Origin of the sequence: Campylobacter sp. CH186 (assembly GCF_004378925.1) — a bacterium.
Classification (GTDB): domain Bacteria; phylum Campylobacterota; class Campylobacteria; order Campylobacterales; family Campylobacteraceae; genus Campylobacter_D; species Campylobacter_D jejuni.
Map to the genome: position 1 here is coordinate 74,869 of NZ_RYYB01000002.1, position 23,980 is coordinate 98,848.

26 protein-coding genes are annotated in these 23,980 nt (G+C 30.7%); 16 read left to right on the plus strand and 10 right to left on the minus strand.

The features are described from left to right. Positions 1-177: 177 nt before the first annotated feature. From aroC to ELQ09_RS03180, 4 genes are read right to left on the minus strand one after another with little or no spacing between them, the layout of a single operon-like run. Positions 178-1,266, minus strand: a complete 1,089-nt coding sequence (gene aroC, locus ELQ09_RS03165; RefSeq protein WP_134263760.1) for a chorismate synthase — start codon at positions 1,264-1,266, stop codon at positions 178-180. After that, positions 1,266-1,940, minus strand: a complete 675-nt coding sequence (rnc, locus tag ELQ09_RS03170) for a ribonuclease III (protein WP_070307044.1) — start codon at positions 1,938-1,940, stop codon at positions 1,266-1,268. The genes aroC and rnc overlap by 1 nt, the downstream gene beginning before the upstream one ends. Beyond that, a complete protein-coding gene (gene rnhA, locus ELQ09_RS03175) occupies positions 1,927-2,367 on the minus strand; it encodes a ribonuclease HI (protein WP_002851277.1) in 441 nt (146 codons plus the stop codon). Before rnhA ends, rnc begins: the two co-directional genes overlap by 14 nt. After that, positions 2,354-3,340 carry a CDC27 family protein gene (locus ELQ09_RS03180; protein WP_070316578.1) on the minus strand — a complete coding sequence of 329 codons (987 nt, stop codon included), beginning with the start codon at positions 3,338-3,340 and terminating at the stop codon, positions 2,354-2,356. The genes rnhA and ELQ09_RS03180 overlap by 14 nt, the downstream gene beginning before the upstream one ends. A 69-nt stretch (positions 3,341-3,409) precedes the next feature. Here ELQ09_RS03180 and dnaG point away from each other — a divergent pair, with 69 nt between their 5' ends. From dnaG to ELQ09_RS03245, 13 genes are all read left to right on the plus strand, one after another. Continuing rightward, on the plus strand, positions 3,410-5,227 hold the full coding sequence (gene dnaG, locus ELQ09_RS03185) for a DNA primase (RefSeq protein ID WP_070316579.1): 1,818 nt from the start codon (positions 3,410-3,412) through the stop codon (positions 5,225-5,227). 81 nt (positions 5,228-5,308) lie between these two features. Continuing rightward, the gene (locus ELQ09_RS03190; RefSeq protein WP_002871253.1) at positions 5,309-5,581 is read left to right on the plus strand and encodes a NifU family protein; all 273 of its coding nucleotides are present in this window, start codon (positions 5,309-5,311) and stop codon (positions 5,579-5,581) included. Further along, positions 5,568-6,119 carry a hypothetical protein gene (locus ELQ09_RS03195; protein ID WP_002855727.1) on the plus strand — a complete coding sequence of 184 codons (552 nt, stop codon included), beginning with the start codon at positions 5,568-5,570 and terminating at the stop codon, positions 6,117-6,119. The genes ELQ09_RS03190 and ELQ09_RS03195 overlap by 14 nt, the downstream gene beginning before the upstream one ends. After that, on the plus strand, positions 6,103-7,386 hold the full coding sequence (locus tag ELQ09_RS03200) for a UDP-N-acetylmuramoyl-L-alanyl-D-glutamate--2,6-diaminopimelate ligase (protein ID WP_070316580.1): 1,284 nt from the start codon (positions 6,103-6,105) through the stop codon (positions 7,384-7,386). Before ELQ09_RS03195 ends, ELQ09_RS03200 begins: the two co-directional genes overlap by 17 nt. Positions 7,387-7,389: 3 nt before the next feature. Beyond that, positions 7,390-7,701 (plus strand): YbaB/EbfC family nucleoid-associated protein, encoded by a 312-nt coding sequence (locus ELQ09_RS03205; RefSeq protein WP_002851172.1) that lies wholly within the window; start codon positions 7,390-7,392, stop codon positions 7,699-7,701. Then, positions 7,698-8,792 carry a PDZ domain-containing protein gene (locus ELQ09_RS03210; RefSeq protein WP_002862279.1) on the plus strand — a complete coding sequence of 365 codons (1,095 nt, stop codon included), beginning with the start codon at positions 7,698-7,700 and terminating at the stop codon, positions 8,790-8,792. Before ELQ09_RS03205 ends, ELQ09_RS03210 begins: the two co-directional genes overlap by 4 nt. Further along, positions 8,789-9,634, plus strand: a complete 846-nt coding sequence (locus tag ELQ09_RS03215) for a polyprenyl synthetase family protein (protein ID WP_070316581.1) — start codon at positions 8,789-8,791, stop codon at positions 9,632-9,634. The genes ELQ09_RS03210 and ELQ09_RS03215 overlap by 4 nt, the downstream gene beginning before the upstream one ends. 9 nt (positions 9,635-9,643) lie before the next feature. Further along, positions 9,644-11,542: a transketolase gene (tkt, locus tag ELQ09_RS03220; RefSeq protein WP_070316582.1), complete on the plus strand. Its 1,899-nt coding sequence runs from the start codon at positions 9,644-9,646 to the stop codon at positions 11,540-11,542. Position 11,543: 1 nt separating this feature from the next. Beyond that, positions 11,544-12,653: an MlaE family lipid ABC transporter permease subunit gene (locus ELQ09_RS03225; RefSeq protein WP_070316583.1), complete on the plus strand. Its 1,110-nt coding sequence runs from the start codon at positions 11,544-11,546 to the stop codon at positions 12,651-12,653. Further along, the gene (locus tag ELQ09_RS03230; RefSeq protein ID WP_070300793.1) at positions 12,654-13,376 is read left to right on the plus strand and encodes an ATP-binding cassette domain-containing protein; all 723 of its coding nucleotides are present in this window, start codon (positions 12,654-12,656) and stop codon (positions 13,374-13,376) included. Positions 13,377-13,378: 2 nt separating this feature from the next. Next, positions 13,379-14,269: an MlaD family protein gene (locus ELQ09_RS03235; protein WP_070316584.1), complete on the plus strand. Its 891-nt coding sequence runs from the start codon at positions 13,379-13,381 to the stop codon at positions 14,267-14,269. Then, entirely contained in the window at positions 14,269-14,868 is a 600-nt protein-coding gene (locus ELQ09_RS03240) for an ABC-type transport auxiliary lipoprotein family protein (RefSeq protein WP_070316585.1), read from the plus strand. Before ELQ09_RS03235 ends, ELQ09_RS03240 begins: the two co-directional genes overlap by 1 nt. 55 nt (positions 14,869-14,923) lie before the next feature. Beyond that, on the plus strand, positions 14,924-15,424 hold the full coding sequence (locus ELQ09_RS03245) for a flagellar FLiS export co-chaperone (RefSeq protein ID WP_002871263.1): 501 nt from the start codon (positions 14,924-14,926) through the stop codon (positions 15,422-15,424). 369 nt (positions 15,425-15,793) lie between these two features. Here ELQ09_RS03245 and map read toward each other — a convergent pair whose 3' ends face one another. From map to ELQ09_RS03275, 6 genes are all read right to left on the minus strand, one after another. Then, positions 15,794-16,552: a type I methionyl aminopeptidase gene (gene map / locus ELQ09_RS03250; protein WP_002868878.1), complete on the minus strand. Its 759-nt coding sequence runs from the start codon at positions 16,550-16,552 to the stop codon at positions 15,794-15,796. Between the two features lie 9 nt (positions 16,553-16,561). Then, a complete protein-coding gene (gene murI, locus ELQ09_RS03255; RefSeq protein ID WP_070316586.1) occupies positions 16,562-17,305 on the minus strand; it encodes a glutamate racemase in 744 nt (247 codons plus the stop codon). 1 nt (position 17,306) lies between these two features. Continuing rightward, positions 17,307-17,768 carry a C40 family peptidase gene (locus tag ELQ09_RS03260; protein WP_070316587.1) on the minus strand — a complete coding sequence of 154 codons (462 nt, stop codon included), beginning with the start codon at positions 17,766-17,768 and terminating at the stop codon, positions 17,307-17,309. An 8-nt stretch (positions 17,769-17,776) separates the two neighbouring features. Continuing rightward, positions 17,777-18,946, minus strand: coding sequence for a Na+/H+ antiporter NhaA (nhaA, locus tag ELQ09_RS03265; RefSeq protein ID WP_038816441.1), 1,170 nt, complete (start codon positions 18,944-18,946; stop codon positions 17,777-17,779). Further along, positions 18,943-20,091 carry a Na+/H+ antiporter NhaA gene (gene nhaA, locus ELQ09_RS03270; RefSeq protein WP_070300797.1) on the minus strand — a complete coding sequence of 383 codons (1,149 nt, stop codon included), beginning with the start codon at positions 20,089-20,091 and terminating at the stop codon, positions 18,943-18,945. The genes nhaA (ELQ09_RS03265) and nhaA (ELQ09_RS03270) overlap by 4 nt, the downstream gene beginning before the upstream one ends. A 141-nt stretch (positions 20,092-20,232) precedes the next feature. Then, complete coding sequence (locus ELQ09_RS03275; protein ID WP_002856010.1) at positions 20,233-20,415, minus strand: YjfB family protein; 183 nt, start codon at positions 20,413-20,415, stop codon at positions 20,233-20,235. 330 nt (positions 20,416-20,745) lie between these two features. Here ELQ09_RS03275 and ELQ09_RS03280 point away from each other — a divergent pair, with 330 nt between their 5' ends. The 3 genes from ELQ09_RS03280 (at position 20,746) to ELQ09_RS03290 (ending at position 23,923) form a co-directional block, all read left to right on the plus strand. Continuing rightward, on the plus strand, positions 20,746-20,949 hold the full coding sequence (locus ELQ09_RS03280) for a hypothetical protein (RefSeq protein WP_096702743.1): 204 nt from the start codon (positions 20,746-20,748) through the stop codon (positions 20,947-20,949). Positions 20,950-21,296: 347 nt separating this feature from the next. Beyond that, complete coding sequence (locus ELQ09_RS03285) at positions 21,297-23,387, plus strand: FTR1 family protein (RefSeq protein ID WP_096702745.1); 2,091 nt, start codon at positions 21,297-21,299, stop codon at positions 23,385-23,387. Then, on the plus strand, positions 23,384-23,923 hold the full coding sequence (locus ELQ09_RS03290; RefSeq protein ID WP_002778842.1) for an iron transporter: 540 nt from the start codon (positions 23,384-23,386) through the stop codon (positions 23,921-23,923). Before ELQ09_RS03285 ends, ELQ09_RS03290 begins: the two co-directional genes overlap by 4 nt. Positions 23,924-23,980: the final 57 nt, after the last annotated feature.

The window sequence follows — 23,980 nt, forward strand, 5'->3', positions numbered from 1 at the left end:
AAAAAATAATATTTTAATTATTTTATACTAAATATAGTAATTTTTATCAATATTTTTAAATTAAAAAAATAAATTTCATTCTTTTTTTACACATTTAATAAAAAATCTTAAAAAATAGACGATATTACAATGAATCTTTTCAAAATATTGCAATCAAGCCCATGAAAATGGGCTTTTTTATTTTAATCCATAAGCATTTTTTAAATTGTTTAAATTCGCACTCGCATTCAAAAGCAAACAATCAGCCAAAACTAAACGCACCATAGCACTAGCTACAACACTTCCTCTAACACCTACACAAGGATCATGCCTACCTTTGAGTTCAAATTCCAAATTATTGCCAAATTTATCTATACTTTCTTGCTTGGCAAAAATAGAAGGAGTAGGTTTAAAATAAGTTTTTAAAATAAGATTTTCTCCATTTGAAATTCCTCCTAAAATTCCTCCGCTATGATTGCTTAAAAACTTTCCATCTTTTAAAGCATCATTATTACACGATCCGCGTATTTTGCTTGCATTAATACCTTCGCCTATTTCGACTGCTTTAACAGCATTAACTCCCATTAAAGCATGAGCTAATTTAGAGTCCAACTTATCATAAAGAACCTCTCCAAGTCCCACAAGCATACCACTAACTTTTGTAAAAACAGCAGCACCTACACTATCTTTTGAATTTCTAGCATTTAAAATTTCATTTTTAAAGTCACTTTCTAGTTTTGGATCAAGGCAAAAAATTTCACTTTTATTAGCAAATTCAAAATCAAATTCTTCTTCTTTCAAATTTGATACAAAAGTTCCTACTCCAAAAACACCACTTTGAATACAAATGCCAAATTCACGCAAAAGCATCGCTGCAACTGCACCACCAGCCACTCTAGCAACACTTTCCCTAGCACTTGATCTACCCCCACCCCTATAATCTCTTATGCCATATTTATAAAAATAAGTAAAATCCGCATGAGCAGGACGAAATAGATCTTTTAAATTATCATAATCCTTAGAATGAGCATTTTCATTAAAAACTACTATAGCTATGGGATGACCCGTTGTATATCCTTCAAAAACCCCGCTTAAAACCTGAGCTTTATCACTTTCTTTTCTTGGTGTTGCAAATTTACTTCCGCCTTTGCGTTTATCAAGCTCATTTTGTAAAAATTCTTCATCAAATTTAACTCCAGCAGGCATTCCATCAATAATACATCCAACAGCCACACCATGAGACTCACCAAAACTTGTAAATTTCAATCTCGTACCAAATGTATTCACTATAAAGCTCCTAATTTCTCAAGTGCAATTTTTGCTGCCATTTGTTGTGCTTCTTTTTTACTTCCTGCAATAGCTCTTGCAAGTTCTTTACCATCAAGCATTAAAGCAATTTCAAATTGCTTTAAATGATCAGGACCAAAAGCACGCACTGTTTCATACTGCGGAGTTTGTCCGATTTTTCCCTGTGTAATCTCTTGTAATTTTGTTTTATAATCTTTTATAAGAATTTTTGCATCAATTTGAGGGAAATTTTTTTCTATAAGCCTTAAAGCAATAGTTTTTGCAAACTCAAACCCGGCTTCTAAATGTATAGCACCTATAATGGCTTCTAACGCATCTGAAAGTATAGAAGGCTTTTCTTTTCCTCCATTGTTTTCTTCAGCAACACTCATAAAAATAAAATCGCCCAAATTTAAACTATTTGCAATTTTTGCAAAAGACTTTTCATTCACTAAAGCCGCTCTAAGCTTAGATAAATCTCCTTCGGCATCTTTGGCGAATTTATGAAAAAGGTATTCACCCACAACTAAATCAAGCACGGCATCACCTAAAAATTCCAGGCGTTCGTTGTTGTAAGATTTTTTAAAACTTTTATGGGTTAAAGCATGTATAAGAAGATTTTTATCTTTAAATTTATAAGTTAAACTCTGCTCTAGTTTTTCAATGTTTTTCATCATTTTCCCTTGCAATTTTCAAAGCAGCTTCGCGCGCCAATGTATCACACCTTTCATTTTCCAAATGTCCATTATGTGCTTTTACCCAAAAAGCCTTAATCTTATGAGATTTTGCCACTTTAATATATTCCTTCCATAAATCTATATTTTTTTTACCTTTAAAATCCTTTTTTATCCATCCTTCTAGCCATTCATTAATACTTTGAACCATTAGGTTAGAATCTGTAAAAAGCGAAATTTCACAAGGCTCTTTTAAAGCCTTCAAAGATTCAATAATTGCCATTAGCTCCATTCTATTGTTAGTGGTATTAGCCTCAGCTCCAAAACCTTCCTTTTGATACTCCTTATAACGCAAAATATAAGCCCATCCGCCAAAACCTGGATTATTAAGACATGAGCCATCTGTATAAATTTCAATGTGTTTCATTGTTTTTCACTTCATAAATAATTTTACAAGTATTAAACTCATAACAAACAGGACAATGATAAAAAAACAAAGGTATAACATTTTTACACTCAGAACAACGATATGAAAATTCCAACCCCGCATTAAAAGAATTATCTTTTAAAATTTTTAACATTTTAAAATTAGAATTTTTAAAAACAAACTGATGCGTATCATCATGCTTTGAAATTTTACCCAAAGCATAAAAGAATTCTAAAAAATCTTGATTTTCTAAATTAAACGCTTCATTTTCTCTATAAAGCAAATCACAAATATCAAAAAAATTTTGTCCTAAAAACATATGATATTTTTCAAAAACTAAACGCCCTAACATAGGATTATCTTCTATTTTAAATTCTAAAAGTTTTTTCTTTTTTTGTTCATCAGTGATATTAAAAGTACAAAGTTCTAAAGCTTTGATAAAATCATACTCTTTTTGTACATCTTCATTAAGCTCAAAAAGACATTCTAAAAGTTCTAAATTTTCTTTATAAGAATGAAGTTTTAAATAAACAATTTTTAAAAGTTTTAAGGCTTGTATATTTCTTGGACGCAGTTTTAAGGCTTGTAATAAAACTTCTTTTGCACGCTCTAAAAATCCTGCTTTAAAATAAACTTTTGCTAAAGAAAGGAAAATAAATTCTCTTTCTTGTTTATCTTTACATTTTTCAAGAGCAATCAAATAAATTTGAGTTGCTTTTTCAAATTCCCCGCTTTTAGTAAAAATTTCGGCCAAAAAACTTAAATTTCCAAAACTCAAGCTACTATTTCTTAACAACTCTTTATGAACGTTATCCATTTCAAATTTTTTTATAAATTTTTCAAGCTTTTGTTCTTCATCTTTGCTAGCAAATATTTTCCAAATATAATTTGCAACAGCTACAACAAATACTAAAATGGTTAAAATTATAAGCCCTACTAAAGGGTCTCTGTATTCTACAAAGAAAAAATCCATAGTCTCGCTCTAAAAATTTTATGCCAAATTATAGCCAAATCTTTGTATAATTTTAACAAGGTTTGTAAAATGATAACTAAAGAAAGTATAGAAAATTTATCCCAAAGACTTAATATTGTCGATATTATAGAAAATTATATTGAAGTAAAAAAACAAGGCTCTAGTTTTGTGTGTATCTGTCCTTTCCATGCAGATAAAAACCCGTCTATGCATATCAATCCTACCAAAGGTTTTTATCATTGTTTTGCTTGCAAAGCTGGTGGAGATGCCTTTAAATTTGTAATGGATTATGAAAAATTAAGTTTTTCCGATGCAGTTGAAAAAGTTGCAAGCCTCAGTAATTTTACTTTGAGTTATACAAAAGAAAAACAAGAAAATAAAAAAGAGCTAAAGTCTATACTACCAAGCTTAAATGCGTATTTTAAAGATAATCTCAAACACCACAAAGAAGTTTTAACCTATCTTTACCAAAGAGCTTTAAATGACAAAGATATAGCCAAATTCGAATTAGGTTTTGCAGGAGCAAGTGAAGATAGTATAAGATTATTGCAAAATCAAAAAATTCCTTTAGAAGATGCTGTGAGTGTTGGAGCTTTAAAAAAAGATGAAAATAATGAATTTTACGCAAGTTTTATATGGCGTATCACCTTTCCAATCTACGATCATAAAGACTTATTGGTAGGGTTTGGAGGGCGTACTTTAAATCCCAATGTACCGGCAAAGTATGTAAATTCACCTCAAAATATACTTTTTGATAAAAGTAGAATTTTTTATGCTTTTAACATCGCTAAAGAAAATATAGCCAAAAAAAAAGAAATAATAGTATGTGAAGGTTACATGGATGCAATAGCTTTTCACAAAGCAGGGTTTAACAATGCTGTAGCAGTTCTTGGAACAGCATTAACCGAACATCATCTACCTTTAATTCGTCGTTATGAAGCAAAAGTGATCTTATGTTTTGATAATGATGAAGCAGGATTAAAAGCTGCGACACGATCTGCATTTTTATTGAGCACAAACAAAATAGACGGTAAAGTGGCAATTTTGCAAGGCGGAAAAGATCCTGCCGAGCTCGTAGCAAAAAATGAAAGCACAAAACTCCATAATATACTCGATGAAGGAATAGAGCTTGGCGAATTTTATATCAGGCGCTTAATATCCACCCATTCCATAATTTCTGCTCTTGATAGACAAAAAGCTTTAGAAACTATACAAAAATTCACCTTTAATCTTGAACCTTTAGTGGCAAATTCTTACACTAGTTTAGTTTCAAATTTATTAAAAGTAGATGAAAAATTTATTATCTTATCACAAAATTCAAAAAAAACCATACAAACCCCTTTAATTTCTCAAAATAAATACAATTTTCCTAAAGAAAAAATTCACATTGCAGAATTAGAACTTATAGCTTTTTTAAAACAGTATCCAGATATATGTAACGATTTTAAGCAAATTAGTGATAGTGTTTGCTTTAAGCATAAGATTTTATTGGATAAAATTTTAGAAAAAAAAGGTTATGAAGATAGTGATATTAGAGAATTTGAAAGTAAAAATATTCGAAAAAATTTAAACTATAGTGAATTCTTGTTAGGTGTTTGCAAGGTTAATTTAGCTTTTTTAAACAATATAAAAATTAAAAATTCTACACTCGCATTAAAAAAACAACTTTTTACGCTTATTGATAAAAATTTAAATCTTTTAATTAAAAATTTAAATACCGAAGAATTAAATAATTTTTTAAAAGAATATTTAAGCTTCTTAAAATATGAAAAAAACGAAGAAATTCTGCAACAATCATTTAGAAACTTAAATGGAATTTTTGGTAACAAAAACTTTACAGCTTATGATTTAGAATTTAGCGTACAAGATAGTGACGAACCTTTTTAATTTATTTAAATTTCAAGCCTTAATTTACCTTTTTTTAAACACAATCACGCTAAAGTATATAAAAATTTTTAAGGATAAATTATGATGCCTTTTAGTGATGAAGAGCTTATAAATCCTGTTAAAGCAAGTTTAGAAAAGAGCTTGCCTATGCTTGAGCGTGATGGCGGAGGGCTTGAATTTTTAGGAATTAAAAATGGGATCGTTTATATCCATTTAATAGGAGCTTGTAAAGGCTGTGCATCGAGTGGAACAACGCTAAAATACGGTCTTGAAAGGCAACTTAAGATTGATATTCATCCAGAAATCACTATAATCAATTTAAACGGCGGAGCAGACGAATTTGCAAAATTATAAAAAACTTGGAATTGAACATTTTTACAAGAAAGATTTTAAAACTGCAAAAATGTATTTTTCTATGGCTTATGAAAAACGCAAAAATAAACGCTTGCTAAATTTTATCTGCCTTTGCGATCTTGCTTTAAAATCTCCTAAAGAAGCTTCTTTACTTTTTGATTTTTATATAGAACATTACAAAATCTCTAGCATTGATAAAGACTTAGAAGAAATTTTAAGTACAATTGAATTTAAAAAACAAGAAAACAAACAGGAAAACGAATTTGAAGATGGGCATGCGTTAAATTATCAAGATTTTTTAAAAAGCGAAGAAGAACTTGGCTTTCAAAAAAGTTTTGAAAATATCATTAATAGCACTAAATTAGTTATTGATAATCGTGATGATTTTTTAGATTTTTTGGAAAAATTACTTGATAATGGCTATAAAGATATGACTTTAAATTATATAGAAAATGTTATGCCTCATTTTTGGGCAAATGATAGATTTATCAAACTCCAAGAAAAACTCATAGGATTTAAAAGTGAAATTAAAACTTGAAAATTCATTCATTACAGATAATACCTTAGAGTGTGAAAAAGAATGCTTTTTTTTACAAACCACACAAAATGCTAAATTTCACGCTCAAGCCTTAGAAAAAGGTGCAAAAATCATCGATGTAAATGAGTGTAAAAAACTTTTAAAAATCGATAAAAAGATTCAAATCATAGGAATCACAGGAACCAATGGCAAAACCACAACCGCAGCAGCGATTTATTCTATCTTATTGGATTTAGGTTATAAATGCGGGCTTTGCGGGACAAGAGGAGCTTTTATCAACGATGAACAAATTGATGAAAAATCCTTAACCACCTCCCCTATTCTTAAAACCTTAGAGTACCTACAAATAGCCACTCAAAAAAAATGTGATTTTTTCATCATGGAAGTAAGCTCACACGCACTCGTTCAAAACCGTATCGAAGGCTTAAAATTTGTTGCTAAAATTTTTACCAATATCACTCAAGATCATTTAGATTTTCACGGTGCTTTTGAAAATTACAAAGAAGCAAAAGAACTTTTTTTTACCGATGAGAGTTTAAAATTTATCAACAAAGATGCTTTGGCTATTAAATTTAATGTGCGTAACGCTTTTACTTACGGCATAGAAAATCCTGCTTTATATCAAATCAAAGCTTATTCTTTAGAAGAAGGCATTAGTGCTATTGTAACAAATAAAAATCAAACTTTTCACATAGACTCGCCCTTGCTAGGACTTTTTAATCTTTACAATCTTCTAGTTGCTAGTGCTTGTGTGAATGAACTCGTAAAGCCTGATTTAAAAGACTTGGAAAAAGCTATCAGTGGATTTGGCGGGGTTTGTGGTAGAGTAGAACAAGTAGCAAAAGGTGTGATCGTGGATTTTGCTCATACGCCTGATGGCATTGAAAAAGTACTTGACACTCTTAAAAATAAAAAACTCATCGTTGTTTTTGGAGCAGGTGGAGATAGAGATAAAACCAAACGCCCTTTAATGGGAAAAATCGTCGAACATTTTGCAAAAATTGCTATCATTACAAGTGATAATCCACGTAGCGAAGAACCAAAAACCATCATGGAAGAAATTTTATCAGGCTTTGCTAAAAAAGAAAAAGTTTTAACGATAGAAGATAGAAAAGAAGCCATAAAAAAAGCTTTAGAACTAAAAGAAAATGACGATTTAGTCGTTATTTTAGGCAAAGGTGATGAAACTACTCAAGAAATTAAAGGGATAAAATATCCTTTTAGTGATAAAGTAGTTGTTAATGAAATTTTAAAAAATCAAGGATAATCAATGTTTGAAAATATGGATTTTTCTAAAATGGGTGAACTTTTGAATCAAGTTCAAGAAAAAGCTAAAAATATAGAACTAGAACTTGCAAATCGTGAATTTAGCGCCAAAAGTGGAGCAGGACTTGTTAAAGTAAGTGCTAACGGAAAAGGCGAGATTATCGATGTTAGCATTGATGATTCTTTACTTGAAGATAAAGAGTCCTTGCAAATTTTACTTATTTCTGCAATTAATGATGTTTTAGCCATGGTTGCGCAAAATCGCTCAAGTATGGCGAATGATGTTTTAGGCGGTTTTGGAGGTATGAAATTATGAAAAAAATTTTAATTATTTGCATGCTTTTTACTTTGTCTTTTGGTATAGAAAGACCTAAATTTGAAGATTTTTTAGCAGGTTATGAAAGAAATAAGGCAAGCATGCTCAACTATGAAGGAATGCCAGCTTTTGCACTCAGTGAAAATTTACTTGCTGTGTTAAAACAGCCTAATACTAAGCTTAACAAATATGTAAAATACGATCCATTTTTAAATTTATATCTTGTAAGAACTGACTTTAGCCTAATCCCTACTCCTATGGGTGATGAAGAAAAACTTACTCGTAATGATTGGGTTGGAATTTGGGATCCTAATAAACCTTATATAGGGCATATTAAGTATTTAGCTCAAAATATTGATGAAAAAGATCAACTTGATTTTAATTCCAAAATAGGACTTTTAGGGACTCCATGCTGTGAAATGATGGGGATTGCTTTAAATAATAGCTCTTTTATAGGCAATCGCTATTTAAAACATTTTATGAAATATAACGATGTTTATTGGGGGGATATTGGCGTTGATTTTGTTGTTCGAGAAAATAAAATTTATGTTAACAATGTAAGAAAAAATCCACAATTTTTAATCAACGATCAAGTTATAAGTGTTGATGGCTTGCCCGCCAATGATTTAAGAAAACTCAATGAAAAAATTCTTTTTGCAGATCGCGGAAGCACTCTTTATTTTCAAGTGTTGCGTGATAATATGGATTTAAATATTTCTACTGAAGTTTTTGCAAAAGATTTGAGCAAATTTAATCTTCCTGATTCTAAACCAAAACCAAAAATTACAAATTTCACAAGCAATCTTGGTTTAACGGTTAATACTAGTCTTGTTGTAACTAAAATAGATCCAAAATCAAAAGCATCAAATGCAGGATTTATGGTAGGAGATAAAATTTTACGCGTTAATAATATTATTTTAAATAATTTTAAAGAATTACAAAATATTTTAAGCGCTGGTAATGACTTTAGCATCTTAATTGAACGCAAAAGTACTAAATTACCTTTATCAAATTTCAACAATGAACTAGGCGGAAATGCCAACTCAGGTGGCGATGGTAAATTTCAATTTTTCATAAGGCTTACTAAGTGAATTTAAAAGAACTTTTTATCCATCACTTAGAAAAAAATCTACCTAAAGTCGAAAGCTTTCATCCTTTTTTTAATGAAGCTTTAGCTCTTATGCTAAAAGCAGGAGGAAAGCATTTTCGTGCACAATTGCTTTTAAGCGTAGTACAAAGCAATAAACCTGAACTTTTAAATCAAGCTTTAGATGTGGCTTTAGCTTTGGAATTTATCCATACTTATTCACTCATACACGATGATTTACCCGCTATGGATAATGCGGATTTTAGACGAGGAATTCCAACCTTACACAAAAGCTACGATGAAGCTACAGCCATCTTAGCGGGCGATGCTTTAAATACTGAAGCTTTTTTAGTTCTAAGTCATGCTCATTTAAAAGATGAAATCAAAATCAAACTCATCAAAACCCTTGCCTTTAATGCAGGACTTAATGGAATGGTCATAGGACAAGCTATTGATTGTTTCTTTGAAGACAAAAGACTGAGTTTAAATGAACTTGAGTTTTTACATACACACAAAACCGCAAGATTAATCGCTGCAGCTTTAAAAATGGGTTGTGAAATTTGCGAACTTAACAACGAAGAAAGCAATCAAATTTACAAACTTGGTTTGAAATTAGGACTGATTTTTCAAATCAATGATGATATTATCGATGTAACCACAAGTCAAGAACAAAGCGGAAAGCCTACTAATAACGATATTCATAAAAATTCTTTTGTCAATTTGCTTGGACTTGAACAAGCTATAAAAACAAAAGAAAATCTTCTTAGTGAATGCGAACAAGATTTAGAAAAACTCAATGAAAAACTCGCACAAATGATACAAAATTTAATAATTCAATACTTATAAAGGTAAAAAATGGACATTCAAATTTTACAAGAACAGGCAAATACTCTAAGATTTTTAAGTGCCGATATGGTGCAAAAAGCAAACTCAGGACACCCAGGTGCACCTTTGGGCTTAGCAGATATTTTAAGTGTTTTAAGTTATCATTTAAAACACAATCCTAAAAATCCCACTTGGCTAAACCGTGATAGACTTGTATTTTCAGGCGGACATGCAAGTGCTTTGCTTTATAGTTTTTTACATTTAAGTGGCTATGATTTAAGCTTAGAAGATCTTAAAAATTTCCGCCAACTTCATTCTAAAACCCCAGGACACCCTGAAATTTCAACTCTTGGAGTAGAAATCGCTACAGGTCCTTTAGGACAAGGCGTTGCCAATGCTGTAGGCTTTGCTATGGCGGCAAAAAAAGCACAAAATTTACTAGGTAGCAATTTAATCGATCATAAAATTTATTGTCTTTGCGGAGATGGAGATTTACAAGAAGGCATTTCTTATGAAGCTTGTTCTTTAGCAGGACTTCACAAACTTGATAACTTCATACTCATTTATGATAGCAACAATATCTCCATAGAAGGCGATGTAGGTTTAGCCTTTAATGAAAATGTAAAAATGCGTTTTGAAGCACAAGGATTTGAAGTTTTAAGTATAAATGGACATGATTATGAAGAAATTAATAAAGCCTTAGAACAAGCTAAAAAATCCACAAAACCTTGTCTTATCATCGCAAAAACAACTATAGCAAAGGGTGCAGGAGAGCTTGAAGGCAGTCATAAAAGCCATGGCGCACCTTTGGGTGAAGAAGTGATTAAAAAAGCCAAAGAACAAGCAGGTTTTGATCCAAATATCAGTTTTCATATCCCACAAGCAAGCAAAATCCGCTTTGAAAGTGCTGTAGAACTTGGGGATTTAGAAGAAGCAAAATGGAAAGATAAGCTTGAAAAAAGTGGTAAAAAAGAACTTTTAGAAAGGCTATTAAACCCTGATTTTAGCAAGATAGCTTATCCTGATTTTAAAGGAAAAGATCTTGCGACAAGAGATAGCAATGGTGAAATTTTAAATGTTTTAGCTAAAAATTTAGAAGGATTTTTAGGTGGAAGTGCGGATTTAGGCCCTTCAAATAAAACAGAACTTCACGGTATGGGAGACTTTGTAAAAGGTAAAAATATCCATTTTGGTATCAGAGAACACGCTATGGCAGCGATTAACAATGCTTTTGCAAGATATGGAATTTTCTTACCATTTTCGGCAACTTTTTTCATCTTTAGTGAGTACTTAAAACCTGCCGCAAGAATAGCAGCCCTAATGAAAATCAAACATTTTTTTATTTTCACACACGACAGCATAGGCGTGGGCGAAGATGGCCCAACACACCAGCCTATAGAACAACTTAGCACTTTTAGAGCTATGCCAAATTTTTTAACCTTTAGGCCTGCTGATGGGGTAGAAAATGTCAAAGCTTGGCAAATAGCCCTAAATGCTGATATACCGAGTGCTTTTGTGCTTTCACGCCAAAAACTCAAAGCTCTAAATGAACCTATTTTTGGAGATGTAAAAAATGGAGCGTATTTACTCAAAGAAAGCAAAGATGCTAATTTTACACTTTTAGCAAGTGGAAGTGAAGTTTGGCTTTGTTTAGAAAGTGCAAACGAACTTGAAAAACAAGGTTTTGCTTGTAATGTTGTTTCCATGCCTTGTTTTGAACTTTTTGAAAAACAAGATAAAGCTTATCAAGAAAGATTGTTAAAAGGTGAAGTTATAGGCGTTGAAGCAGCGCATTCTAATGAACTTTATAAATTTTGCCACAAAGTGTATGGCATAGAAAGTTTTGGAGAAAGTGGTAAAGACAAAGATGTGTTTGAACACTTTGGATTTAGCGTTTCAAAGCTTGTAAATTTTATCCTTAGCAAATAAAATGAATACAAATTTCAAATTTCAAAATAACACTCTTTTTATCTTTGGAATTTGGGATAAAACAAGCATTTATAAGTTAAAAATAAAAGATTTTTTAGCTTTGATTCAAAGCAAGGAAGTGATTTTTGATTTTAAAGATCTAAAAGCAATCGATACCGCTGGAGTGAGATTTTTCCTTGCTTTGGAAAATGATCTTAAAGATAAAAATATTAAAATCACCAAAGAAGGCTTAAATTCAAGCTTTCAAACCCTTTTTGAACTTTGTGAAAAAAACTACCAAAGACTAAGCAAAACAAAAAAATCACATAAAAATTTCAGTGAATACTTTATCGATCTTGGAAAATTAAGTTTAGAACTTTTAAAAATTTTAAGAAAATTCATCAATTTTACAGGAGCTTTTTTCACAAGTCTTTTTTTATGCCTTAAAAATCCTAAAAATTTTCGCTTTATTGCTTTTTTATATCATATAGAAAATTCTGCTTTTAAAGCCTTGCCTATAGTTATTTTAACTGCTCTTTTAGTAGGAGTGGTTTTAGCCTATCAGGCTGCTTATCAACTCGCACAATTTGGAGCCAATATTTTCATAGTGGATTTGATGGGAATTTCAGCCACTAGAGAACTTGCACCTTTAATCGCTGCCATAGTGATCGCAGGAAGAAGCGCAAGTTCTTATACCGCACAAATTGGAGTGATGAAAATTACTGATGAAATTGCAGCTATGAATACTATGGGTTTTCGCTCTTTTGAATTTATTATTATTCCACGTGTCATGGCTTTGGTAGTGGCCATGCCTTTAATCGTTGCCGTTAGCGATGCAATCAGTATTATAGGTGGAATGATGGTTGCAAAATTAAATCTTGATATTTCTTTTGTCGAATTTTTAAGACGCTTTAGAGAAGCTGTCGATATAAAACATATCTTTATAGGACTTGCAAAAGCACCTATTTTTGGATTTTTAATAGGACTTATTGCTTGTTTTCGTGGTTTTGAGGTAAAAAATACTACACAAAGCATAGGAATTTATACAACAAAAAGCGTTGTAAATGCTATTTTTTGGGTGATAGCTTTTGATGCTTTATTCTCCGTTATTTTAACTTCTGCAGGAATTTAAATGGTTATTAAAGCACAAAATATCATTACAAAATTTGGAGAAAAAATTGTCCATAATGGCGTAAGTTTTGAAATCAAAAAAAACGAAATTTTTGGTATTTTAGGAGGTAGCGGAAGTGGAAAATCCGTCCTTTTAAAACAAATGCTTATGCTTGAACATTTTGATGGTGGAGAATATGAAATTTTAGGCTATAAACTTAAAAATATCAACGAAGAAGATGGACTTACTTTGCGTAAAAAATGGGGTGTGGTTTTTCAGTTTGCTGCACTTTTTAGCTTTTTTAATGTTTATGAAAATATCGCCATTCCTTTAAAAGAATACACTCATTTAGATGAAAATAGCATACAAGAACTGGTTTTAATGAAGCTAAAAATGGTAGGCTTAAACGAAAGTGTTTTAAAACAATTTCCAAGCGAACTTAGTGGCGGTATGCAAAAAAGAGTGGCAATTGCTAGAGCTTTAGCACTTGATAGTAAATTGCTTTTTTTAGATGAACCTACTTCAGGACTTGACCCTCATAGTAGTCGTGAATTTGACGATTTGGTTTTAGAGTTAAAAAAAAGTTTTGATTTAAATATCATTTTGGTTACACATGATAAAGAAAGTATGAAAAATTTACTCGATCGCTTTATCATTTTAGAAAATAAAAAAGTTGGATTTTGCGGTACTTATGAAGAATTACGCCTGCAAAATGAACGACTTTTTAAAAGATTTATGGAGTAAAAGTGGAAAATAGAGCAAATTATTTTTTTGTAGGACTTTTTGTTTTTGGGGTATTTTTTGCAAGCCTTGGTTTCATACTTTGGCTTGGTGGATACTCTAAAGAAGAAAGTTTTAAGTATTATGAAATTCACACACAAGAATCCGTTGCAGGACTTGGCATAAAAGCACCTGTAAGGCTTTTGGGTGTGGAAGTAGGTAGCGTAGAAGAAATCAGCATTTACAATCAAGATGAACTCGGCGTTAACATACGCATCAAGGTCAAAAATAACACGCCTATAAAAGAAGATACTTTTGCTACTTTGCAACTTCAAGGTATCACAGGACTTAAATTTGTCCAACTTCAAGGCGGAAGTAAAAATAGTAAAGATCTAGTATCTATCCACGGAAAACTTCCAGTCATTCCTTTTAAAGAAAGTTTTTTAGCAACCATAGACAGACAAAGTGAACATATTTTTTCTTTGGTTAAAACGGCCGATGATAAATCAAAAGAACTTTTAAGCGAAAAAAATCTTAAAAATCTAGAAATCCTTTTGCAAAATCTAGCAGAATTAAGTGCAAATTTAAACGCTAATTCTAAAAATTTAAGCCTTAATCTTTCAAACGCAAGTTTAAAAATAGGAAAAATGGCTGATAATATAAGCCTTAGTGCACAAAATTTCAACTCTAGTCTTAAAGACATAAAAGAAAGTACGATGATTTTAAAAAAATTCATAAAAAAAGCTGATGAAAAATTAAACACTTATGATGATATTAAAGCATCTTTGATGCAAAATTTAGAGCTTTTTAAACGAGTTTTAATTGAAAGCAATATTCTAATAGAAAATTTACAAAACAGCCCTGCTGATTTGATTTTTAAAGAAACCAAACCTAAACTAGGACCAGGAGAAAAATAATGCTAAAGCAATTATTCTATATTTTGACTTTTATTTTTATGTTATGCGGATGCTCTTTAAGACACGAAACCATCAATAAAAATGAAAATATCATATTAAAAGACGAAGGAATAGACTCAAATATTTTTTTTAAAAAAACCAGTAAAATTCTTAAAATTCGCAATGCAAATGCACCTTTGTATTTAAACTCGCGAGCTATTGTTTATATAGATAATGGTTTTAGCAACAAATACGCACATTATTTCTGGGGAGATTTGCCAAGCAATCTTTATTCTTTTTTAATTTTGTCAAAATTTGAACAAAGCAATATTTTTACAACCTTACTTTCTTCAACAAGCTCTTTAAGCGCGGATTATGCTCTTGAAAGCAGGATTAACTCTTTTGAGCAAATTCTTAATAACAATGAAAACTACGCTCAAATTTCTATAAGCGTAAATTTCATAAATCTTGAAAACAATCAAATAATAGCTCATAAAATTTTCAATACTAAAGAAAAAATAGAAAAAAAAGATATCCGCTCTACTTATGATGCTTTTCAAAAAGCCTTGAATAAAATTGGCAATGAGATTGTTTTTTGGGTAAATTCTAACTTATCCTAATTTAGGAACACTTTTTGCTTTTTAAATATTTAGCAATATTTTTGAAAGGTAAACAATGAAAAGTGATTTAGATATATTTAAAAAACACTTAGGCGAAATTCAAAGCGTGAATGAATTTAAAGCAAATCAAATTTGCTCTCAAATCAATGATGCAAATGATTTTATAGGAGCACTTCAAGTACTTGATATGTCTTTAAAAAAAATAGAAAAAAGCATTCTAGAAAGAATAGATGAAAATTCAGATGATATGCAAAAAAGAACTCTTGATGCCACAGCATCACAACTTATACAAAACTGCTCTTTCATGGGAACAGCCCTTTTTGGAAATATTTTCAATGTTTATGTTGGTAAAAAACTTTTTGAATTTGAAATTGCTAATCCGCTTTTAATTCTTCAAACAAGTAATTATGAAGGTGTATTGGCCTATATACAAGATAAAAGAGATGAAATAAAAATCATTCTATCAGAATTAGCAACCGCAATTACTATGGGCGAAACTATGGATAATGCTGGAATTTATAACTCTACAATGGATTTTAAAAATTTATTTAAATAAGAATAGTAATCGTTTGTTCTCTTTAAGCAAATATAATATATTTTAGCTTAAAGAGATTTTCCAAACTCTTAAAAGAGAGTTAGGCTACGAATAAAAAGGGGGAGGGAAATAGCCTAACCCAAACGAGATCTTAAAAGATCTCTTTAAACTAAAATAAATATTTAGATAATTTAATAAAAATTATTAAATTATCTAACCATATTTATGTTTTAGTTTAATACGATGTGACATTTTATTCTAAAAACACTTAATCTGCTATAAAAATATCATTTAGTAACTTAAATTATTAAAGAATATTACTACAATATTATTTAAAAAATTTTAAATTTTTAGAATTTTAAGAAAAAAATATTATTTTATAATTTAATATCATATCATAGAAAGAATTTCAGCACGCCCATTAATCACGGCAACACAATGTTCATAATGAGCCGCATTCAGCCCATCAATACTTCCAGCATCCCATTTTCCATTATAATGCTTTGGTGTTCCATCTTTTTGGCATATCATAGGCTCTATGCAAAACACCATTCCATTTTTAATTTTAGGGCCACTTTTTGCACTCGCACCTTTTTCTAAATAGTTTAAAATTTCAGGCTCTCCATGGGGCTTTCGTCCTATACCATGCCCGCAATATCCACGAAGCGGGACAAAACCTCTTGCATGGATAAATTCGCCTAAAGCAGCTGAAAGTTCCTTAAAACGCATTCCATCACGAATAATATCTATAGCATGATATAACGCATCTTTAGCACAAGAGATTAAAGCTTTATCAGTGGGTGAAACTTCTCCTATAGCAATAGTTCTTGCTGCATCCCCATAATACCCATCAATCAAACTTCCCACATCAAGACCTAAAATATCACCCTCTTTGATAATTTTATCATCTGGAATTCCATGGATACAAACTTGATTTAAAGATGTGCAAATGGCACCTGGAAAACCATAAAGTCCCTTAAATGATGGCTTGGCGCCAAGGCTTAAAATATAATCTTCTGCCATTTTATCAATTTGTTTTAAGCTCATTCCTATTTTAATTTCATTCTCTAAAAAATTTAAAGTTTTTGCTACAATTTGATTTGCTATTCTTAATTTTTCTATTTCATCTGGTTTTTTCAATTCTATCATTTTATTTCCTTATAAATTTAGCCAAATTTTAGCAGTATTTTTTAAAGATTCAATATCGCTTGAAGCATAAAAATGTAATCTTGCTTTATGATTTTTCAAATCTATATTTTCTCTTTCTTTAAGAAATTCAACTATGGCATCTCCTGAATGAATTAATTTTGTTTTATCGCCAAAATACTTACTTAAAGAACGACCTAGTAAAGGGAAATGAGTGCAAGCGAGTATCAAAGCATCTGGAGTTGTGATATTTTTAAAATAATACTCCATAGCACTTTGCAAAAAATCTCCTTCAAAAATACCTTCTTCAACCATAGGCACAAAAAGCCCTGTAGCTAAAGCATTTATATTTGTATATCCTTGGGATAATAAACGCTTTTGGTATTCTTCTGATTTAATGGTTGCTTTTGTTGCAATGACTAAAATTTCTTTATTTTTATCATGCAAAGCTTTTATCGTTGCTTCAACCCCTGCATCAATTACACCATATACTGGAAAATGTGCTTTTGTCCTTAAAGCATCTAAAGCATAAGCACTAGCAGTATTACATGCAATGATAAGCATATCAATTTGAAATTGTTCAAAAAATTCCAATGCTTCAAGACAGAACTTTATAATAGTATCTTTATCTTTTACTCCATAAGGAACTCTTGCGGTATCTCCATAATAGATAATTTCATCAAAAAGTCTAGCTTCATAAAGAGATTTTAAAACGCTAAGCCCCCCTACCCCGCTATCAAATACACCTATTTTCACTTTAATACCTTCTTGCTCCTATATAACGAGCCTTCCAATAAGAACTATTTAGCTCGACTTCTTTTACTCCACCTTTAGTAGATAAATGTATAAATTTTCCCTTGCTCATATAAATACCAACATGCATACCATTTGGCCCTCTACCTGTCTTAAAAAATACCAAATCTCCTGTTTGCAATTTTGATTTAGAAACTTTTCTCCCAGAACCTAATTGAGTTTTTGTGGTGCGAGGTATGCGTATATTAAGCTGAGCTAATGCACTCTGTGTAAATCCTGAACAATCAGCACCTTTTTTAGTAATTCCACCTAAAACATAAGGAGTTTTTTTCCATTCATGTGCTATAGTCTTAAGTTTTGTTTCTTTATTTGTATTATAAATTGGACGAGTATAGTTTAAATTCTGATAAAAACTACATCCGCTTATAAAGAATATAATCGTGATGATGAAAAAAATATGCCTCATCAGTCCCCTTAAGATCGAGCAGCAAAGAATTTAAGATAAATAAAACCCCAAATCCCAGAACAAAATGAAGCTATGAGAATAGCTAAATTATCTGCATAATTAAAAATATCGCTAACTTCATACGCCAAGCCATCGATAAACAAACTCATTGTAAAACCAATTCCTGTAAGTATACAAACCCCATAAAGTTGTTTCAAATTTGAACCTTGGGGCAAGGCTGCAAATTTAAAACGGATTGCCAAATAAGAAAACAAAAATACACCCACTTGTTTACCCACAAAAAGCCCCAAGAAAATACCTATACTTACACCTGAAAAAATTGCTCCTATATCGATATTGGATAAATTTACTCCAGCGTTAGCAAAAGCAAATAAAGGCAAGATAACAAAAGCGAGCCAAAATTTTAGACTTTCATAGATTTCTTCTAAAAATGCTTCTCCATTTTTAGTTTGCATCGGTATAAAAAATGCTGTTATGATTCCAGCTAAAGTTGCATGCACACCACTTTTTAAAACACTAATCCAAAGAATAACTGAGCAAATAAAATAAAAAGACTTTCTTGTTATTCCTAAAATATTTAAAACAAGCATTGCCAAAATAGCAATTCCTGCAACGACAAAAGCAACTATTGATAATTTTGTCGTATAAAAAATAGCTATAATTAAAATAGCACCCACATCATCAAAAATAGCCAAAGAAAGTAAGAAAATTTTTAAACTTGATGGAATATGCTTGCCACACATCATTAAAATCGCTAAGGCAAACGCTGTATCTGTAGCTGTAGGTATAGCCCAACCTTTTAAAGTATAAGCATCTCCTATATTTACCAAAGCAAACAACATCGCAGGTATAAGTATACCTCCTAAAGCAGCCATAAAAGGTAAAACAATATTTTTAGGATTTTTAAAATCCCCGTGCAAAAATTCCTTCTTAAGCTCAAGCCCTATAGCAAAGAAAAATATAGATATAAGCCCATCATTTATCCAAAGTAAAAAAGGCTTATTAAGCTCAAATTCACCTACGCTAAATCCGACTTTTAAATTTAGAAATTCTCGATAATGTTCGCTAAAAGATCCATTTTGCACAAGCAAAGCAAGCAAAGTACAAACTATAAGTAAAACACCACCAAAAGCCTCGTTTAAAACTAAAGTTTTTAATTTATGTACTATATTATTCATTTAACAATCTTAAGATAAATAAAACCAACAATGGCACTTAAAAAACTAGCTATTAAAATAGCAAGTTTATCCGCATGTTCAAAAATATCACTATTTTTATAAGCCAAACCATCAATAAACAAACTCATCGTAAAACCAATGCCTGTTAAAATACATATACCATAAAATTTTCCATATTTAATATTTTCAGGTAGTTTTGCAAGCTTAAGTTTGATAGCAATAAAACAAAAAGTAAAAACACCTAGTTGCTTTCCTAAAAATAATCCTAGAATAATTCCAAGACTTACAGGCGAAAATACCGAACCAAGATGCATATCTCGGATATCAATCCCAGCATTAGCAAAAGCAAATAAAGGCAAGATAAAATAAACCACCCAAGGATTTAAATCCTTAAGAACTTCATGCAAATAAGGTTTTTTATTTTTTGTATCAAGCGGTATAAATAAAGAAATGATCACACCAGCCAAAGTCGCATGTACTCCACTTTTAAGCATAGCTATCCACAATACAACACCTACTAACACATACAAAGAAAGATGGGTGATGTGATAATAATTTAACAAAAGTAGAGCAAATATACAAAACAAACAAATAATAATCGCCAAAGCTGAAAGCTGATCTGTATAAAATAAAGCAATGATAACAATAGCGCCCAAATCATCAAAAATAGCTAAAGAAAGTAAAAAAAGCTTTAAACTTGTAGGAATTTTATTTCCTAAAAGCATCAAAATACCCACTGCAAAAGCTATATCGGTTGCTGTAGGTATTGCCCAACCTTTCATAGCAAAACCATGGGAATAATTAATAGCAGCAAAAATTAAAGCAGGAGTAATCATACCCCCCAAAGCTCCAAATATAGGTAAAGATACAGCTCTTATATTTTTAAGCTGTCCGCGTAAAATTTCATATTTTAACTCAAGCCCTATACATAGAAAAAATATAGCTATCAAACCATCATTTATCCATAAATCCAACGACTTTGAAATTTGAAAATGATCAAATCCTACTGTAAAATTAGCATGAAAAAAATCTGTATAAATAACACTTAAAGAAGAATTTTTACACAATAAGGCTAAAAATGTAAAAAATATAAGCAAAATACCAGGGAAAGTTTCACTTAAAACCATCTTCTTTATCATTTGCATCCTTGCTCCTAAATAAATATTATAAAAATTTAATACGATAAATAAAATGGCAAAATTATAACGAAAAAATACTAAAGAAATAATTATTTAAAAAAACAAGCTCAAGATACCAACAAGTTCTTAAGCTTGTTCTTAAGATATTTAAGCGTAAATATCCAAACCACTAGAGCTAGAAACTTGTGGAGCGGAGGCTTGAGAGACACCTTCCATACCTTCGATGAGTTCATTCATCAATGCCTCGTTTGTGTCCATAGATTTTTTCAAAACTGAAGTATTAACAGCAGTCATTAAATTAGCATTACCCATAGAAACATCTGAAACCATATCATCCTCCTTTTAGATTGAGTCTTAAGACTTTATTTAAATCGGATGATATTTTTAAAACTTAATATTTTTTACTAAACTTTTTAAAATTTTTCAAGGAAACCAATATCTGAAATTAAAAATCATAAATTTTTTAAGATAAAATCCTATTTTAAAAATTTTTACACTATGAAACAATAAGCAAAATATAAATGGTTGATACTTTTAGAAGCAAATGAAATAGATAAAATTTTACTTCAATAAATTTAAGTTTTATCTTATTTATACGATTTATAATATAATCAAAAATTACAACTTAAAAAGCTATTGCAATTATATAGGAGTTTGCTAATGTTACTTAATACACCTTGTAGGGGAATAGTAGATACAAATTTTGAAAGTAAAAGAATTAATATAACTTCAACTTTAAAATTTCAAGAAAAAAAAGAAAAAGTAGAAGCTAAAGCTGAGAAAGAAGAAGCAAATAAAGACAATAGCAATTCTACAAACACGGATACCAACAAAAAAGATAAACTTTTGGATATATCTGCTTAATCTAAAATATGCTATAACCATCTCCTTGAAGAATACAATAAATGATTTTTTGATTTTTATTAAGCTTTTAAAACATCAAAAAAGGAAAAATTAAAAATGCAAAAACAATATCCCAAAGTGCATAGCTTAAAAGAAAACCTTGCGATACTTAAAAACAACCCATATTAAATCACAAAAATAAGATATATTTAAAAATTTATTAAAATATATCTTAAATACAATTAATAAAAAATATTATCGATACAAAAGCTTATTTTTTAGTTCTATTTAAGATTTTTAATATTATACTAGCCATTATTTATTTTGATAATAAATATTATTTTTATCAAAAACTAAGGATAATGATAATGAAAATTTTTAAAATTATATTTTTAATTATAAGTATTTTTTTATCAAGCTCAGCTTTTGCTAGAGTAGATGATTATATTAATGAAGCAAATCTTATCAAAGACATGCTAAAACAAAGCATAGAAACTTACAAAAAGGGTGATAATCTAGGTGCTAAAAAGCTTAGCGAAGATGCGTATTTTCAACATTTTGAAAATATGGAAGGCCCTATAGGAAGAAACATAGGAAGAAAAGCCATCACCATGGAGCGTAAATTTGTAAATTTGCGTCGTATGTATAAAGATGAAGCTCCTTTAACACAAATTAATGCTTTAGTGGATAGCCTTTATTATGATCTTGATGAAGTAGCCCCTATTTTACAAAATGGATATCGTTTAAAAGCAGAAGCAAGCGATACAAACTATGATAAGACTAAAGCTGAAAAATCAAGCCTAGAAGCCAATGCCAAACGCGAAGCTGATGCAGAAGCTTTAATCGCACAAATGATGGGTGTAGATAAAAAAGATTTAGCACAAAGTTCTTTAACCACCCAAGCTCCTATACCTGCAAACGACGACACAAGCAAACTTACAGATGATAATGCAAGCGCTGATTTACAAGCTGCCGCTGCAATGGACGCAAGATTGCAATTTATACTAGATAATATCTCTACCAAATTTTCACAGGCAGCTAATGCTTTTAAAGAAAAAAACTACCAAGCTAGTAAAGATTTTTTAAATGATGCCTTATTTAGTGATTATCGCAATACCAAAGTAGAAATTTTAGTAAATAAATTTACCAAAGCAGGAAACGATCAAAAAATTCAACAAGCCATACGCACCCTTATACGCCAAATCAACGATGCAAAAATAGATGAAAAAGGCTTAAGAGATGGCTTAGATAGCATAGAAGAACAAATTTTTGATGTTTTCTTACAAATTCCAAATTCAGAACTTTCAAGTTTGCAAATTTCAGGCTTTAATGATGAAACAAAAGGCAAAGATTATACCAAAGTTTCTAATGATATCAAACTTGCTTTAGATGAAATTTTAAAAAATTATGATGGCTTTAGTGCTTCTATAGTAGATGATTTACAAGGAATTTATCTAGATATTTTTGAAGCAAGCGGTATGGAAAATAAAATCGGTGCTGTAGATAGTGGCTTAAAACTTAAAATAGAAAGTTTATTTTCCAAAGGTGTGGCACTGATTAAAGCAAGTGCAGATAAAAAAGAGCTTGAAGCTACTTTTAATGACTTAGAACAACTCATAGCAAGCAGTGTGGATAAAATTCAAGATTCTACTCCTTATTCGCTGTTTATATGGGCTTTAGGTATTATTTTGCGTGAAGGCTTGGAAGCTTTGATTATCGTTGTAGCCATTGTTTCTTATCTTGTGCAAAGTGGTAATAAAAATCGTCTAAATATCGCCTATAGTGCTCTTTTTACAGGAGTGATTTTAAGTTTTGTTACCGCTTTTGGAGTTTCTTGGCTATTTAAAGAAAATGCGGGACAAAGTAGAGAGCTTATAGAGGGTATTACCATGCTTATAGCCGTATTGCTACTCTTTTATGTGGGCTTTTGGTTACTTTCAAACGCACAAAATAAAAAATGGACAAGCTTTATCAAACAAGGTGCTATAGATGCCATATCAAACAATAGTGCAAAAACCCTTTGGATCACCGTATTTTTAGCTGTTTATAGAGAAGGTGCAGAAACTGTGCTTTTTTATCAAGCCTTGCTTTTTGATGCTAAAACAAGCACTGATTTTGGTGCTGTTTTTGGCGGGCTTGGACTTGGAATTTTAATACTTATTGTTTTATATTTTCTTTTAAAAGCAGGAGCCATTCGCATACCTGTAAAACAATTTTTCTATATCACTTCTTACATTATTTTTTACATGGTTTTTGTTTTTACAGGCAAAGGCATAGCTGAACTCATAGAAGGAAAAGTCATTATTCCTAGTCTTATACCTATGAATTTTGAACCGATTTTATGGCTTGGAATTTATCCTTACTATGAAACCTTAATCCCTCAATTTATAGTTTTGATCATGCTAATTATTGGCATTTTAATAACAAAACAAATTTCAAAAAAAGGAGTAAAATCATGATAAAAAAAGTTTTATCAGTAGTTGCTGCAGCTGCGGTTATTAGTACAAATTTATTTGCAGGCGAAGTGCCAATCGGTGATCCAAAAGAACTTAATGGTATGGAAATAGCCGCTGTTTATTTACAACCTATTGAAATGGAACCAAGAGGTATTGATTTAGCTGCGTCTTTAGCAGATATTCACCTAGAAGCTGACATTCACGCACTTAAAAACAATCCAAATGGTTTTCCAGAAGGTTTTTGGATGCCTTATTTAACCATAGCCTATGAACTTAAAAATACCGACACAGGTGCAATTAAACGCGGAACTTTGATGCCTATGGTGGCTGATGATGGTCCTCACTATGGTGCAAATATCGCTATGGAAAAAGATAAAAAAGGTGGCTTTGGCGTAGGAAACTATGAACTTACTTTTTATATCTCAAATCCAGAAAAACAAGGTTTTGGACGCCATGTTGATGAAGAAACAGGCGTGGGTAAGTGGTTTGAACCTTTTAAAGTAGATTATAAATTCAAATACACAGGCACGCCAAAATGATTTTACACTCGGATTTTCCGAGTGTTTAAATATTTTTATTTTTATTGAAAAATTAAA